This window comes from Bacillus sp. FSL L8-0528 (genome assembly GCF_038593085.1).
GTDB classification, from domain to species: domain Bacteria; phylum Bacillota; class Bacilli; order Bacillales; family Bacillaceae; genus Bacillus; species Bacillus paralicheniformis.
Genome location: NZ_CP151961.1, coordinates 2,002,342 through 2,018,023, shown reverse-complemented (window position 1 = coordinate 2,018,023; position 15,682 = coordinate 2,002,342). Strand labels below are relative to the sequence as shown.

Here is a 15,682-nt window from a genome sequence, read left to right as displayed (position 1 = left end):
AGGAGGATGCCTGTCATGACTGAACCATTATTTTTCGAGCCTGTTTTTAAAGAAAGAATATGGGGCGGCACGGCTTTAGCCTCTTTCGGCTACGAGATTCCATCCGAACAAACGGGGGAGTGCTGGGCTTTCGCCGCCCATCAAAATGGGCAAAGCGTCGTGAAAAACGGCATGTATAAGGGGCTCACACTCAGCGAATTATGGAATGAACACCGCCATTTATTCGGACATATAAAGGGAGACCGCTTTCCTCTTCTGACAAAAATTTTGGACGCCGACCAAGACCTATCCGTACAAGTGCATCCAAACGATGAATATGCAAAACTGCACGAAAACGGGGAGCTTGGAAAAACGGAATGCTGGTATATCATTGATTGCAAAGAAGATGCGGAGATCATTTACGGCCACCATGCCAAAACGCGGGAAGAACTGGTCTCAATGATCGAACACGGGAAATGGAACGAACTTTTGCGCCGCTTCAAAGTGAAGCCGGGAGATTTCTTCTATGTGCCGAGCGGAACCGTCCATGCGATCGGAAAAGGCATTTTGATTTTGGAGACGCAGCAGAATTCAGACACAACCTACAGACTATATGATTATGACAGAAAAGATGCTGAAGGAAACCTGCGCGAGCTCCATTTGCAAAAAAGCATAGAAGTGATCGACGTCCCGTCTTCGCCTGGCCGCGAAGACGTTCAATATGAAACATCGGGTGATGTCAAGACTGCCGCACTGATTGAGTGTCCTTATTTCTCAGTAGCAAAATGGGATGTAAAAGGATCAGCCTGTTTCAAACAGGATAAACCGTTTCTTCTTGTCAGCGTCATAGAAGGGGAAGGTCAAATCAACGCGTCTTGCGGCAACGACTTTTCTTTTAAAAAAGGAGATCACATGCTGCTGCCTGCGGGCTTTGGAGAATTTACAATCGCCGGCCGTGCAGAATGTATCGTCTCAAGCCTGTCAAATGAATAAGCCATCAACGGTACACTTTCTAAACAGACCATCAAAACGATGGTCTGTTTTATTTTTTCAAAAAAAGAATGCCGGCTTGCCAAAACGCGGAAAATGCATATTCCCAAGCTTTCACAAGTAAAATAGAGTAAACCAAAAAAACATTTGGAAATCTTCCAATTATTTGATAAGCTGATATTAAAAGCTTCATAACTTACACATCAGCTGCATTGCCCGGAGCTTTTCGCGGAACAGTTGCTTCATGAAACAAAAAAGCGGGGCTGTGTTCCGGCGACAGGCACAAGAAAAGCCTGCTAAATGACCGAAACAACCGTGCCCTTCATAATTGGTTGGTTCTTATCTGGATGAGAAAAGGAGACGATGATTCGTATCAGGAAAAATGTAAGCGGATTCATCGTCTTTTTATCTCAGTTTATCACTCTTTTTAGCGGAAGCGAGGAGGAAAGCAATGGGGAAAGCAAAACTTCGATGGAATGAACCCTTGATTTCTCAACACGAATCGGCTGCTGAAGGATTTACGCCGGAAGATTTCACAGAGGAAGATCAACTGATTTCAAAAACGACAGAATCATTTGTCAAAAACGAAGTCATGCCCCTTCTTGAATCGATCGATCAGCAGGATCACGAAAGCGTGAAAAAATTGTTTCAAAAAGCGGGAGAGCTCGGATTGCTCAGTATCGAAGTTCCGGAGGAATACGGCGGCCTTTCACTCAGCAAGAAGCTTTCCGGGTTAGTGGCAGAGAAAATGGGAGCCGGCGGATCGTTCAGCGTCTCCTTTAATATTCATGCCGGAGTCGGGACATTGCCGTATATTTATTATGGAACAGAAGAACAAAAACGAAAATACCTTCCGAAACTGGCATCGGGCGAATGGATCGGAGCATATGCTCTGACAGAGCCGGGCGCAGGCTCAGATGCTTTAAACGCAAAAACGACGGCCGTTTTGAATGGGGAAGGAACATCCTGGGTTTTAAACGGGGAAAAACAGTGGATTACGAATGCGCAAGTAGCTGATGTATATGTTGTCTTTGCAAAAACGGCGGAAGGCATGACAGCATTTATCGTCGAACGTTCGTTTAAAGGCGTTTCCATCGGACCTGAAGAGAAGAAGATGGGAATCAAAGGTTCTTCGACGGCAACCTTAATCCTCGAAGAAGTCGAGGTGCCAAACGACAATGTTTTGGGTCATGTCGGGAAAGGTCATCATGTCGCTTTGAACATTTTAAACATGGCGCGCTTAAAGCTCGCGTTTTCGAACATTGGAATGGCAAAGCAAGCATTGAACCTTGCCGTTAGCTACGCCAAACAGCGCAAACAATTTAACAAGCCGATCATCGGTTTTTCAATGATTCAAGAAAAGATTGCCGACATGGCGGTCTCGATTTTCGGCGCCGAAAGCGCTGCTTACAGAACGGCAGACTGCCTGGACCATGTTTTAAATTCGGCTGAGCCATTAGACGACAGACTGAGAAAACTCACAAACTATGCATCCGAATGCGCGATCAATAAAGTTCACTGCTCCGAAATACTCGACCGAAATGCAGACGAGGCGGTGCAGATTCATGGCGGTTACGGATACATGCAGGAGTACGAAGTCGAACGTTTGTACCGGGACGCGAGGATCAGCCGGATTTTCGAAGGGACAAACGAGATTAACCGTTTGACGATCGCCAAACTGATGATGAAAGAAGTTCAGCAAAACGGCATCTCAGAGCCGGAAGCTCAATTAAGCAGCGAGGAAAACCGAAACCGGCGGTTTATTCAGCTGTCCAACAGGCTTTTCGGCAAAACATTAAAAGCGCTTAAACGCTCCCGCGTGAACATTCAAGAGGAGCAGGAATACGCGCGGATTCTCGCCGACATGCAAAAAGAACTCTATGTGATGGAATCCGCCGCCCGCCGGACCGAAAAAGCTAGGCAAATATACGGTGGTGAAAAAGCACGGTTGAAAGAAATGATGACGAATGTCATTTGTGAAGAAGGCTACCGCAGAATCGAAGAGATGGCGGTGACCGCCTTATCAAGCATAGCATCTGATGAAGCCGAAAGAAAACTCGCATTTGAAGAGGCTCGCAGCCTTTCTTTGCCTCTTTTCAGCAATCTGTTTACTCAAAAACGCGAAATCGCAGAAAAAATAGCCGCTCATGAAAAATATACGGTGTGATCGGAGGGAAACTGTTTGAAAAAAATCGGATTTATCGGTTTGGGCAATATGGGTCTGCCAATGTCGAAGAATCTGCTTCAGGAGAACTTTACGGTTTATGGAATGGACCTTAACAAAGAAGCTGAATTGGCCTTGCATCATGCAGGAGGAACGATCGGGATTTCAGTTGAAAAAATGGTTGAAGAGTGTGACGCCATCCTCACAAGCCTTCCTTCATCAAAAGCTGCAGAGGAGGTTTTTCTGGGGAAAAAGGGGCTCGTACACCTGGCTGAACCAGGCGTCCTTCTGATCGATACAAGCACGGTCGCTCCTGAACTGAATATCCGAATTGCGGAGGAAGCGAAAAGCAAAGGTATCGATTTTCTTGCGGCGCCGGTCAGCGGCGGTGTGATCGGGGCGGTCAACCGGACGCTTACCTTTATGGTCGGGGGCCCGAAGTCCGTTTTTGATAAAGCGTTGCCTGTTTTCAACGCATTGGGCGAGAATATTTTTCATGTGAACGAAAACATCGACAGCGGAACGAATACGAAGCTGGTCAACAACCTCTTAATCGGTTTTTATACAGCCGGTGTCAGTGAAGCCTTGCACCTTGCCAAAAACAGCAATCTCGATCTCGACCAATTGTTTGAGATGCTGAACGTCAGCTACGGGCAGAGCCGAATCTATGAGCGCAACTATAAAAGTTTCATAGCGGATGAAAACTATGAACCTGGCTTTTCTCTGAAGCTGCTGCTGAAAGACCTTGGCTTTGCATTGGATTTGGCTGAGAAGAACAACGTTGAACTGCCGGTGAGCAAGATTCTCTTCGGCATTTACGAAGAAGCCGATCAGAACGGATACGGGGAAAAAGATATGTCTGTTTTATACAAAAAAATAAGCGAACAGAAGACAACTTATCAGTAAGGAGAGGTGAGAAATCAAATGATCACAACCAATGCAAAAAAAATGATGAACCATATCGACGGGGAATGGGTCAATTCTCTAGGTGCGGAATCGGAAGAAGTCGTCAATCCTGCAAACGGAAACGTCATCGCTTATGCGCCTCTATCTGTGAGAGCGGATGTAGATCGTGCCGTGCAGGCTGCCAAGCACGCTTATCAGACCTGGTCGCTTGTGCCCGTCCCCAATCGGGCAAGGCTTTTATACAAGTATTTACAGCTTCTCCAGGAGCAAAAAGAACAATTGGCAGACATTATTACGACGGAAAACGGCAAAACGTTAAAAGACGCCCGAGGCGAAGTTCAGCGGGGAATCGAAGTTGTTGAGCTTGCGACAGCCACACCTACTTTAATGATGGGAGAATCCCTGCCCGCGATTGCAGGGGGAATCGACGGATCGATTTGGCGCTATCCTTTGGGGGTCGTCGCCGGCATTACGCCGTTTAACTTTCCAATGATGGTTCCTCTGTGGATGTTTCCGCTCGCCATTGCTTGCGGAAACACGTTCGTCCTGAAGCCTTCGGAACGCACTCCTATTCTTGCCGGTAAACTTGTCGAGCTGTTTTATGAAGCCGGGTTTCCGAAAGGTGTGTTGAACCTCGTTCATGGAGGAAAGGATGTTGTAAACGGAATATTGGAGAACGATGATATTAAAGCCGTCTCCTTTGTCGGTTCAGAACCGGTCGCAAAATATGTGTATCAAACGGGCACAGCCAACGGGAAACGCGTTCAGGCGCTGGCCGGCGCAAAAAACCATGCGATTGTTATGCCGGATTGTCACCTTGAAAAATCGGTTCAAGGCATCATCGGGGCGGCATTCGGGAGCAGCGGAGAACGCTGTATGGCCTGCTCCGTCGCGGCGGTCGTTGATGACATCGCCGATGACTTCATAGAAATGCTCGTCTCCGAAACACGGAAGCTGAAGACAGGGGACGGCAGATCAGAGGATCACTTTGTCGGTCCGCTGATCCGTGAAGTCCATAAACAACGCGTCCTTGACTATATCGACAGCGGTATAAAAGAAGGCGCCGCACTCGCCGTGGACGGACGCAATCTGGATGTTCAGGAAGGATATTTTGTGGGAGCCACGATTTTCGATCATGTGACACCGGAGATGAAAATCTGGCAGGACGAAATCTTCGCGCCGGTCTTGAGTGTCGTCCGCGTACAAGACCTTGATGAGGGGATCAAGCTAACCAATCAATCCAAGTTTGCCAACGGCGCTGTCATATACACGTCGAGCGGGAAAAGCGCCCAGCAGTTCCGCGACAAAATCGATGCCGGAATGATCGGCGTCAATGTCAACGTACCGGCTCCGATGGCATTCTTCTCCTTCGCAGGGAACAAGGCCTCTTTCTATGGAGACCTTGGGACAAACGGAAAGGACGGCGTCCAGTTTTACACGCGCAAAAAGGTCGTCACTGAACGCTGGTTCTAATTCTTAACATAAGGCTCCCTCTCATGCGCAACAGATTTTTTCAGAGGGGCCTTTTCTATTTAAACAGGGAGGGATCAATATTGAACTTGAAATATGCCACACTTAAAACAGAACATAGCATCACGACCGTCACGTTGAACAATCCGCCGGCAAATACACTCTCTTCTTCCTGTATCGCCGAATTACGCTCTCTTTTTCGGGAATTGGCCCGCGACGAGGAGACAAAAGCGATCATCGTCACAGGAGAAGGACGATTTTTTGTGGCGGGAGCGGATATAAAAGAATTCGTTTCAAAACTCGGGGACCAAAAACAAGGGGTGGCACTCGCAAAAGGGGGCCAGGCGCTCTGTGATGAAATTGAAGCTTCCAATAAGCCCGTCATTGCGGCGATAAACGGACCGGCTCTTGGCGGAGGCCTGGAACTTGCGATGAGCTGCCACTTCAGAATCGTATCAGACGATGCAACACTCGGCCTTCCCGAATTAAAGCTCGGCTTGATTCCCGCGTTTGGAGGTACACAGCGGCTTCGTAACATAACGGATACAGCGACAGCACTCGATCTCATCCTGACGGGCCGAACGCTTTCAGCTCAAGAGGCGGTAGAGATGAATATTGCGCAGATGGCGGTAAAGGGGGAGGAACTGATGAAGACGGCAGCAGGGGTCGCGTCGTCTTTTATCGAAGGAAAAAGCATGACCAGCGTGAGGCGCGCCGTCGAATGTGTCGTACAGGGCGCCTCTGAAAGCATGGAACAGGCACTGGAGAGGGAGCGAAACAGATTCGCCGAGCTGTTTGTCACTTCAGATGCCAAAGAAGGAATTCACGCATTTGTCGAAAAGCGCAAACCAAACTTTCATCATTCATAAAAGGAGTGGATCCAGATGTCCGATGACGTGCTGTTTTCCGTTAATCAAAACGGCGCCGCAGCGATTGTTTTGAATCGCCCGAAAGCGCTCAACTCCCTCACATACGACATGGTCCGTCTGATTGGTGAAAAGTTAAACGAGTGGGAGACAGATCAAAACGTTTCCGTTGTGGTCATCAAAGGTGCGGGACCAAAAGGACTGTGTGCCGGAGGGGATATTAAGGCACTCTATGAAGCACGTTCGTCAAAACAGGCCCTGCAAGAAGCCGAGCGCTTTTTTGAAACAGAGTACGAAGTCGATATGTCAGTCCATCGATTTCCGAAACCGATCATCGCCTGCTTGGACGGGATCGTTATGGGGGGAGGCGTCGGCCTGACATACGGGGCCAGCCACCGGATTGTCACGGAGAGGACAAAATGGGCGATGCCCGAAATGAATATCGGTTTCTTTCCGGATGTCGGCGCGGCCTATTTTTTAAACAGAGCCCCGGGACACTTAGGAAGGTTTCTTGGATTAACGGCGTCTGTCATCCATGCGTCCGACGTGCTGTATATCAATGGGGCAGACGCCTACATGGAGAGCGGCGCTTTAGAACGATTGATCCAAACAGTGGAACAAACAGATTGGCGCCTTGCAAATGTTGAAGAAAAGCTCAATCAGCTGATCGGCGAATCGAAAACGAAACCCTCCCAAGAAAGCACGCTCGCCCGTGATCAGCAAGCGATTGACCGTCATTTTAAGTATGATAAGCTGGAAGAGATCCTTCAATCGCTCGAAAGCGAAGGAAGCACTTTTAGCTCGAATGTGAAAAAAACGATGCTTTCCAAATCGCCATTTTCATTGAAAATCACATTGAAACAGCTGGCGGACGGACGTCAAAAAACATTGGAAGAATGCTTTGCAACGGATCTGGTGCTGGCAAAGAACTTTTTGAAGCACAATGATTTCTTCGAAGGCGTCCGGTCCGTCCTGATCGACCGTGATCAATCACCGAACTATACGTACCGGCACGTTTCAGATGTAACCGATGAAGCGGTGGACCGGTTTTTCCAACCTTCTGAATCTGTCCGATTTTAAAAGCAGGAGCTGACGATTAACGTCAGCTCTTTTTTTGTAAGAGCCATATGAAAGAGGTATATATTTCTATCTGGAGAATATGTATACTAACAATATTTGGTTGGAGGCTGACAACATGAACATCGGAAAATTAAGCAAGTATTTCTTGTCCCTTGGCATGGCCCTCGCGACGGTGATGTCCTTTCATGCCGTCTCTGTAGATGCTGCATCAGTCGGTACCATTAAACCGAGCGAATGCTCAACTCATATCCTCACCGTGAAACAGTCGGCATTGGCGGTTCCGGACGTGCACATTTTTATTGCGGCAGTATAAATGGCGGTCCTCAAATTGAATTTTCGGACGACGATTTAGAGGTTGCGGTCGATGATCCCTTTATTCTTCACGCATATGCTAATCCGGGCTTAAATTCGGTAGACTACGAAGGACGCCAAAAGGGGGATGCGGAGGTAACGATTTATTGGAAAAACAAACCGGAGGGCACCAAATACACATTTTTATTGGTGCAAATCAAATAATGACGGCACGCATTTACCTCATAAAAAAGAACTCTCCAAATTGGGAGGGTTCTTTACATTTACGATGGTATGATCCCATACACAGCGTCACACTGGCGATGATGCAGGTATAATCGATAGAATAGGAAGAAGCAAGATATCATCCTAAAAAGGAAGGAACAATGAAAAAAATCATGATGTTTTTATTCATTTTTATCATCGTATTCGGCGCGGCTGTTTTATTGTTCATCAATATACACCCCGTGTTTGGGGGAAATCCAAGCAAAGAACAAAAAAAACTGTATCAAAGCTTTGACAATTATGCGGATGGCAAATTTGTCAATCAAGCTCCGGAAAAGATGGATATGGGCGGAATCTCCGGCGTTTTCTCGATAATGAGAGACGCTGTTTCCGGCGGCAAGGAACGCAATCCTTCCGGCCAAATCCCTGTTTCTAAGATCGATTGGAGCACAGTTAAAAGTAACGAAGACAGCTTAACGTGGTTTGGACATTCCGCTTTTTTACTGAGCATCGATCGCAAAAAAATACTCGTAGATCCTATGCTGGGTCCAATTGCTTCACCCGTATCATTTATCGGAAGCAGACGCTACAGCGAAGACATCCTGCATATGGTCGATGATATGCCGCCGATTGACGCCGTCTTGATTACACATGATCATTATGATCACTTAGATTATCCATCCATCTTAAAACTGAAGGAAAAGGCCGGTCATTTCTTCGTTCCCCACGGAGTCAGCGCACACTTGATACGGTGGGGAGTTAAGAAAGAAAAAATCACAGAGCTCAATTGGTGGGATGAAACGGAGTTTCAAGGTTTGACGATAGCCTTGACACCCTCCAAACACTTTTCGGGTAGAGGATTGTTGAATCGAAACACGACCCTGTGGGGCGGCTGGATTATCCTCGGAAAGCATACGCGTTTTTATACGAGCGGTGACGGGGGATATGATGAACATTTTAAGGAAATCGGCAAAAAATACGGCCCTTTTGATATCACCTTAATGGAGGGCGGTCAATATGACAGACGCTGGTCCGGGATTCATATGACACCTGAACAATCTGTACAGGCCCACAAAGATGTAAAAGGAAAGCACATGATGTTGATTCACTGGGGCGCGTTCACCCTCGCCTATCATGGCTGGAAAGAGCCGATTGAACGCGCTTTGAAAGAAGCTGAGAAAAAAGACGCCAACATGATTGCTCCCGCGATTGGTGAAACGGTTCTGTTAAACGGACAATACTCGCTTCCCGATTCCTTTTGGTGGGATATGTAAGCAGGTGGTTTGCACTCCCTTTGCAACTCTAAGAAAAAGCCGTTTCCAGCGCAGACCGGAGACGGCTTTTATCAGGAAATTTCACAAAACCCCTTGCGTTAAAGTGGACTTTAACGATTATTCTGTAGATGCAGCTTATTCGCAGCCTTAATCGAAAAAAAGCAAGGAGAGTTATGATGTTAGTAACAAAATCAACAGTTCGGCTTCCGCGAGGGCTACAGGCCAGACATACGACTCTGTTTGTCCGCAAAGCGATTTCATTTAAAAGTGAAATCGTACTCGCGAAAAACGGGCAGACAGCAAACGGGAAAGATTTGATGGAAATCCTTCAATTAGGCGTTCAAGAAGGGGATGAGATCACGTTAATGGTCAATGGAACGGATGAGCAAACCGCAAAGGAAACTTTGGAAAAATTTCTTTTGAATTTGCTGCAATGAGAAAGGATGCAAATCACTTTTCATCCGCTTTCAAGGATATTTCCTGATTCTTTTTTTCTAATCCATCATAGTACATGATTTTCTCATCGATCTTTAAAAAGGTGCGTTCCAGAACTCTTTGTTTTTCAAGCATTTTTTCTTTATGTTTTTCAAGTATTTGTTTGCGTTTTGGCACGGTCCAATCTCCTTCTTTTGTTAAATTGACGATTTCCCGTAATTCCGAAAGCGCAATGTCGGTTTTTCGCAAGCAGATCACAAGCTCCAACCACGACAAATCTTTTTCTTCAAAAATGCGGTTTCCATTGGCGTCTCTTTTAATAAAAGGCAGTAGACCTTCTTTTTCATAATATCGTAGTGTATGTGTAGGCAAGCCTACTTTTTCAGCAACTTCTTTTATAGAATACCCCATTTTGAATCCTCCATCATATTCATCAATATTCTAATTGTCACAACACACAATGATTATAGACCTTAAAGTGGGCTTTAACGCAAGCCAAAGGAAGAGAAGCTATTTTTTTAGAAAAACCTCTTGCCTTAAAGCGAACTTTAAGGTTTAACCTTAACTTGCACCTCTTCTCGATGAATTGGCGCGATATGACGTAAGAAAGGATAGATATATATGTGTAATCAGCAGCAAAACATCTCAACCCGTGTACTGAGTGTTCGGAGTGCCAAAGCAAAATTTGAACAGACCACAATTGAAAGAAGGGAATTAAAATCAAATGACGTGTTAATCGACATTAAGTACAGCGGCATTTGCCATTCGGATATCCATAGCGCGTACGATGAATGGGGAGGCGGAATCTTTCCAATGGTTCCGGGACATGAAATCGCCGGCGTTGTCAAAGCAGTAGGGCCAGACGTTAAAAAATTTGCTGTCGGCGACCGCGTCGGGGTCGGCTGCTTCGTTGATTCCTGCGGCGAATGTGAATACTGTCGAAGCGGAGAGGAGCAATTTTGTACGAAAGGCGTGATCCAAACATATAACTGTTTAGACTACGATGGTCATCCGACATACGGCGGTTACAGCCAGTGCATCGTGGTCAAAGAAGATTTCGTTGTCCGCATTCCGGACAGTCTGAACTTGGATGCTGCCAGCCCGCTCTTATGCGCGGGCATCACCACGTACTCTCCTTTGAAGCATTGGAACGCAGGTCCCGGCAAGAAAATTGCCGTTGTTGGAATGGGGGGACTCGGCCATGTCGCCATCCAATTCGCGCATGCCATGGGGGCAGAAGTAACGGTCCTGAGCCGCTCTTTGAATAAACAAGAAGAAGCCTTGCGTTTTGGCGCAGACCATTATTTTGCAACTAGTGATCCTGCTGTATTTATTGAAATGGCCGGCCGTTTTGACCTCATTTTAAACACGGTGTCCGCCAATCTGGACGTTGATGCCTATTTATCACTTCTTCGCGTAGATGGAACACTTGTTAACGTCGGCGCACCGGCAGAACCGGATCAGTACAGTGTGTTTTCCTTAATTATGGGCCGCCGCAGCATTGCAGGTTCGCTAGTCGGCGGCATTCGCGAGACACAAGAGATGCTTGATTTCGCTGCTGAACACGGCATAGCTCCGCAGATTGAAGTCATCGGAGCGGACCAAGTAGATGAAGCGTATGAGCGCGTACTTCGCAGCGATGTGCGTTATCGATTCGTGATTGATATCTCCACTTTGTAAATCATATTGAATACCAGACAGGCCAGTCATTTTATTTGACTGGCCTTTTTTCGCATGATCCGGCAATTTCAGCGGAGCGGATGGACATACAGCTTCATTCTATGTGTCTCGCTTGGAAATTGGCGGGCTTGGCACTCTGAAAAAGAGCAGCTTAGGCGACAAAAAAGTCAGAGCTGAGACGTTCTCCCATCAATTAGATTTTCTTACCGCTCTCATAATAACATATACGATGCCGAATACGATTAATACCGAAATGATTGCAGGCCCTAATGGCATTTCACAACCTCCCAAATGTGAATTTCCTTTTCGTTATTATTTTTACATGTTGCAACAAACTTGTAAATCCATTTCAAAGTAAGAGCATGACGCAGTTTTTTATACAGACGAAACCTTTGACAATACAAGCAACACCTACTATAGTAGGATAGTACTTTTATTTAATATTTACTGATAATTCAGGACATTTATTTATGAAATTTTTATCGTGCTACACTGCTGACTACTAAAAACACACTAATAGCTTAACCCGAATCGGAGGACTCATCATGGCAAAAAAAATTCCTTTTTCATTTATCCTAATCATAGGATTAATGCTGTTTGCATTATTTTTCGGTGCAGGAAATCTCATTTTCCCGCCTATGCTTGGTCAGATGGCCGGAGAGAATGTATGGACAGCCAATGCAGGATTCTTAGTGACCGGAGTCGGATTGCCCTTACTCGCCATTACGGCATTCGTTTTTTCAGGAAAAAATGATTTGCAGTCTCTGGCCAGTCGTGTGCATCCATTGTTCGGCATTGTATTTACGACGGTTCTCTATTTAGCAATCGGCCCTTTTTTCGCGATTCCCAGATCCGGTAATGTGTCGTTTGAAATAGGGGTTAAACCTTTTTTATCAAATGATGCGGGCCCTGTTGCCTTAATCATATTTACCGTATTATTTTTCACAGTGGCCTGCTTGCTGTCCCTGAATCCAACTAAAATTATCGATGTAATCGGAAAATTTTTAACTCCTATTAAATTAACATTTATCGGATTGCTCGTCGTTACGGCAATTATTCATCCAATCGGAAGCTTTCAAGCTCCGTCTGAAGGATATGCATCACACGTATTTTTTAAAGGGTTCAAAGAAGGTTACTTTACACTTGATGCCCTCGTCGCTTTTGTTTTTGGAATCATCATTGTGAACGCCATGAAAGAGAAGGGAGCGGTCTCCAAAAAACAGCTCATGATCGTTTGTGCAAAATCGACGGCGATTGCAGCGGCGCTCCTGGCTCTGATCTATTCAGCGCTTTCATATATGGGGGCTTCCAGCGTTGAAAAACTGGGTCTTTTAGAAAATGGAGCCGAGGTTTTAGCGAAGGTTTCATCCTATTATTTCGGACCATATGGTTCCGTTTTTTTGGGCTTAATGATCACGGTGGCATGTCTGACAACAAGTGTGGGACTCATCACAGCATGCTCTTCGTTTTTCCACGGCTTGTTTCCAAACATCTCCTACAAAAAAATTGCTGTCATTCTATCAATGTTCAGCACCCTTGTAGCAAATATAGGATTAACACAGCTGATTAACGTTTCAATGCCGGTTTTAACAACTTTGTATCCCATTGCGATTTCTTTAATATTCTTAACATTTTTACATCCTTTGTTTAAAGGGAAGAGGGAAGTGTATCAAGGCAGTCTGATATTGACCTTTATCATCAGCCTGTTTGACGGCCTGAATGCTGCCGGACTCAAAATTGCAGCTATTAATCAATTTTTCAATCAGTTTCTCCCGATGTATGACATCGGATTAGGATGGGTGCTTCCGTCGATTTTAGGAGGAATAGGCGGCTATATTATTCATAGACTGCGGAAGTGCTGAATGAACTCATAAACATGGAGGCAACCCTTTGATTACAGGGTTGCCTTTTTCTTTCAAATGTTTGCGATGGTTTTCCATAAATGGATATTCTATAATGGTGTTAGTTTATCCATTTTGAAAAGAAAAGAGAGCTGAGTATGAGAAAATGGTATTTTATTTTATCAGCGTGTATTTTAGTTTCTGTTATCATCGCTTTTGCTTACGATAAGACCGGAGCAAAAGAAGCAGAACCGGCTAACAGCTTGTATGTTTCCCCCGATGGAAATGATCAAAATGAAGGAACGAAAGAAAAGCCGTTTCGAACTCTGGGACATGCAGCAAAAAAAGCGGTCCCCGGCACAACTGTTATGATTCGGGAAGGCACGTATCATGAAACGCTTGATGTGAAGAAGAGCGGGTCGGCTGAAAAGCCTATCACATTTCAAAACTATGAGAATGAAAAAGTCGTCATCAGCGGAGAATCTATTCAGGATGCTGAATATGAAACACCGCTCATTCAGATTCACAATCAACAGTACATCACAATCAGCGGCCTGACGATTCAAGACCTTTCCGTTTCATCGGAAGAAGCAACCGCCATGGGAATTTATGTTTCAGGATCCAGCAGTCATATTACCATTAAAAACAATCACGTCCGGGATATAAAAACAACAGCGGATGATGGCAATGCCCACGGGATTGCCGTCTATGGCTCCGGCAGCATGAAAGACATTAAGATCGAGGACAATACGGTTGAAAAGCTGACACTCGGAGCGAGTGAAGCGGTTGTGCTGAACGGAAACATTGACGGTTTCACGGTGAGAGGCAATGTGGTTCGCGACAATAACAACATCGGAATTGATCTGATCGGATATGAAGGAACGGCCGCTCAAAACGATTTTGTGCGCAACGGTATCGTAGAAAACAACACGGTTTACAATAACTCCACTTACGGAAATCCTGCCTATGGTGATGACTACTCTGCGGGCGGAATTTATGTTGACGGAGGACAAAGCATTGATATTAAGGAAAATACGGTCTACGGCAACGATATCGGAATTGAAGCAACGTCTGAACATAAAGGGAAATATGCTGATGATATTCAAATAACCGACAACAAAGTGTATGAGAATGCGTATACGGGCATTTCTATCGGCGGATACGACCAAAAGCGGGGAGGCACCAGCCATTCTGTCATTGCACACAATATTATTTACCGCAATGATACAAAGGGGCTGGATGGCGGACAGCTTTTGCTCCAGTATGATACAAAAAACAATACAATCGAAAAAAACATCATAACAGCAAGCGATTCGCGAATATTTATCGCAAACGATTTTACGAAAAATGAAGGAAATAAAGTGAATCATAACGTGTACCACAAGGAATCCGGCAAAGACGGACTATGGATTTGGAAACAGAATGAATACGACTCGTTTTCGCCGTATCAAAACGCAACAAATCAAGATCAAGACTCGATTTATGCCGATCCGATGTATCGCGACGAGTCATCTCATGACTTTACATTAGATCCTGATTCACCGGCTTGCTCTGTGATTGAGTAAAGTGCGAAACACCGAACATGCTAAAAGAATTCCCCATACCCCAAAGCTGCTTTCACAGCGTAGCTTTGGGGATTTTTAAACTGCAAAATTAATCTATGGATTGCCTTCTGAATACAGCCAAAAGAGCGGATGAATGTTAGAAAGATACCCGTTCACTAATTTCTTTAATGTCAAACAAGAGAAGATTTTTTCTCACTAGTTGACCCCGAATCATTGTTTCATGTGATAGCCTTTTCAGCTACCTGAAAATCTGGAGTTCCCTTTTATGAATGTTGTACGTAGATCGGGCTTCGGTTGTTTCTTTCCTTTTGATCCTGCAGAAGTGTGGAAAAAAGTATGAAAAACTTGACATTGCCTAAATATAAAAGCTATCATGGATAAGTAAAGTCTATGATTGAGGTGAAAAACTGCGCTATGAAGTATTCGAAAGCAACGAACTATGCCCTTCACACTATGCTCTTTCTTGCAGCAGGCGCCCCAAATACATTTGTCGGTGTACAGCAGTTGGCAGAACGGCAAGAGGTATCGCCCACGTATTTATCGAAAATTTTAACGAAGCTGGCCAAGGCGGGAATGATTGAATCCGCTTCAGGCGCCAATGGCGGATATAGGCTAAAGCGGAATTGGGAAGACATTTCGTTTCTTGATATTATTCACGCAATTGAAGGTACAGCCTCCTTGTTCGATTGCAACTTGAACCATGGATCAGAATGTGTGATTCAGAAGGTGATGGTATCTGCAGAAGATGAAATGGAGAATTATTTGAGACAACAAAAAATATCTGACCTTGCCAAAAAAATAACTGTTGAGTTGTGAACCGCAGTTATTTTTTTAAGACTATCAAAGATATAAAGTGTCTTTAAAGTCTGTTAAGCCTTAATCATTGATTTTACAGCAAAAAATGAAAGGAGTTATG

14 protein-coding genes are annotated in these 15,682 nt (G+C 45.2%); 13 read left to right on the top strand and 1 reads right to left on the bottom strand.

The window, feature by feature from the left end; genetic code table 11:
- Nucleotides 1–6 precede the first annotated feature (6 nt).
- The 9 genes from manA (at nt 7) to MHI30_RS10285 (ending at nt 9,682) form a co-directional block, all read left to right on the top strand.
- Nucleotides 7–972 (top strand): mannose-6-phosphate isomerase, class I, encoded by a 966-nt coding sequence (gene manA / locus MHI30_RS10325; RefSeq protein WP_178388320.1) that lies wholly within the window; start codon nt 7–9, stop codon nt 970–972.
- A 448-nt stretch (nt 973–1,420) separates the two neighbouring features.
- Nucleotides 1,421–3,136: an acyl-CoA dehydrogenase family protein gene (locus MHI30_RS10320; protein WP_075754641.1), complete on the top strand. Its 1,716-nt coding sequence runs from the start codon at nt 1,421–1,423 to the stop codon at nt 3,134–3,136.
- A 15-nt stretch (nt 3,137–3,151) separates the two neighbouring features.
- On the top strand, nt 3,152–4,039 hold the full coding sequence (locus MHI30_RS10315) for an NAD(P)-dependent oxidoreductase (protein WP_075754639.1): 888 nt from the start codon (nt 3,152–3,154) through the stop codon (nt 4,037–4,039).
- An 18-nt stretch (nt 4,040–4,057) separates the two neighbouring features.
- Nucleotides 4,058–5,512, top strand: a complete 1,455-nt coding sequence (locus MHI30_RS10310; RefSeq protein ID WP_075754637.1) for a CoA-acylating methylmalonate-semialdehyde dehydrogenase — start codon at nt 4,058–4,060, stop codon at nt 5,510–5,512.
- An 80-nt stretch (nt 5,513–5,592) separates the two neighbouring features.
- Nucleotides 5,593–6,378 (top strand): enoyl-CoA hydratase-related protein, encoded by a 786-nt coding sequence (locus MHI30_RS10305; protein ID WP_075754635.1) that lies wholly within the window; start codon nt 5,593–5,595, stop codon nt 6,376–6,378.
- A 15-nt stretch (nt 6,379–6,393) separates the two neighbouring features.
- Nucleotides 6,394–7,455 (top strand): enoyl-CoA hydratase/isomerase family protein, encoded by a 1,062-nt coding sequence (locus MHI30_RS10300; protein ID WP_075754633.1) that lies wholly within the window; start codon nt 6,394–6,396, stop codon nt 7,453–7,455.
- Between the two features lie 115 nt (nt 7,456–7,570).
- Nucleotides 7,571–7,768: a hypothetical protein gene (locus MHI30_RS10295; RefSeq protein WP_237562725.1), complete on the top strand. Its 198-nt coding sequence runs from the start codon at nt 7,571–7,573 to the stop codon at nt 7,766–7,768.
- A gap of 376 nt (nt 7,769–8,144) precedes the next feature.
- Nucleotides 8,145–9,245 (top strand): MBL fold metallo-hydrolase, encoded by a 1,101-nt coding sequence (locus tag MHI30_RS10290; protein ID WP_065643202.1) that lies wholly within the window; start codon nt 8,145–8,147, stop codon nt 9,243–9,245.
- A 173-nt stretch (nt 9,246–9,418) separates the two neighbouring features.
- The gene (locus tag MHI30_RS10285) at nt 9,419–9,682 is read left to right on the top strand and encodes an HPr family phosphocarrier protein (protein WP_081379941.1); all 264 of its coding nucleotides are present in this window, start codon (nt 9,419–9,421) and stop codon (nt 9,680–9,682) included.
- 13 nt (nt 9,683–9,695) lie between these two features.
- On the opposite strand, the gene MHI30_RS10280 is transcribed toward MHI30_RS10285, so the two are convergent.
- Nucleotides 9,696–10,091 carry a MerR family transcriptional regulator gene (locus tag MHI30_RS10280; protein ID WP_075754629.1) on the bottom strand — a complete coding sequence of 132 codons (396 nt, stop codon included), beginning with the start codon at nt 10,089–10,091 and terminating at the stop codon, nt 9,696–9,698.
- Nucleotides 10,092–10,301: 210 nt separating this feature from the next.
- Here MHI30_RS10280 and MHI30_RS10275 point away from each other — a divergent pair, with 210 nt between their 5' ends.
- The 4 genes from MHI30_RS10275 (at nt 10,302) to MHI30_RS10260 (ending at nt 15,582) form a co-directional block, all read left to right on the top strand.
- Entirely contained in the window at nt 10,302–11,360 is a 1,059-nt protein-coding gene (locus MHI30_RS10275; protein ID WP_075754627.1) for an NAD(P)-dependent alcohol dehydrogenase, read from the top strand.
- 545 nt (nt 11,361–11,905) lie between these two features.
- Nucleotides 11,906–13,222, top strand: a complete 1,317-nt coding sequence (gene brnQ, locus MHI30_RS10270; RefSeq protein ID WP_142238638.1) for a branched-chain amino acid transport system II carrier protein — start codon at nt 11,906–11,908, stop codon at nt 13,220–13,222.
- A 137-nt stretch (nt 13,223–13,359) separates the two neighbouring features.
- Nucleotides 13,360–14,766, top strand: coding sequence for a right-handed parallel beta-helix repeat-containing protein (locus MHI30_RS10265; protein WP_065643178.1), 1,407 nt, complete (start codon nt 13,360–13,362; stop codon nt 14,764–14,766).
- A 414-nt stretch (nt 14,767–15,180) separates the two neighbouring features.
- Nucleotides 15,181–15,582, top strand: coding sequence for an RrF2 family transcriptional regulator (locus MHI30_RS10260; protein ID WP_011198022.1), 402 nt, complete (start codon nt 15,181–15,183; stop codon nt 15,580–15,582).
- Nucleotides 15,583–15,682: the final 100 nt, after the last annotated feature.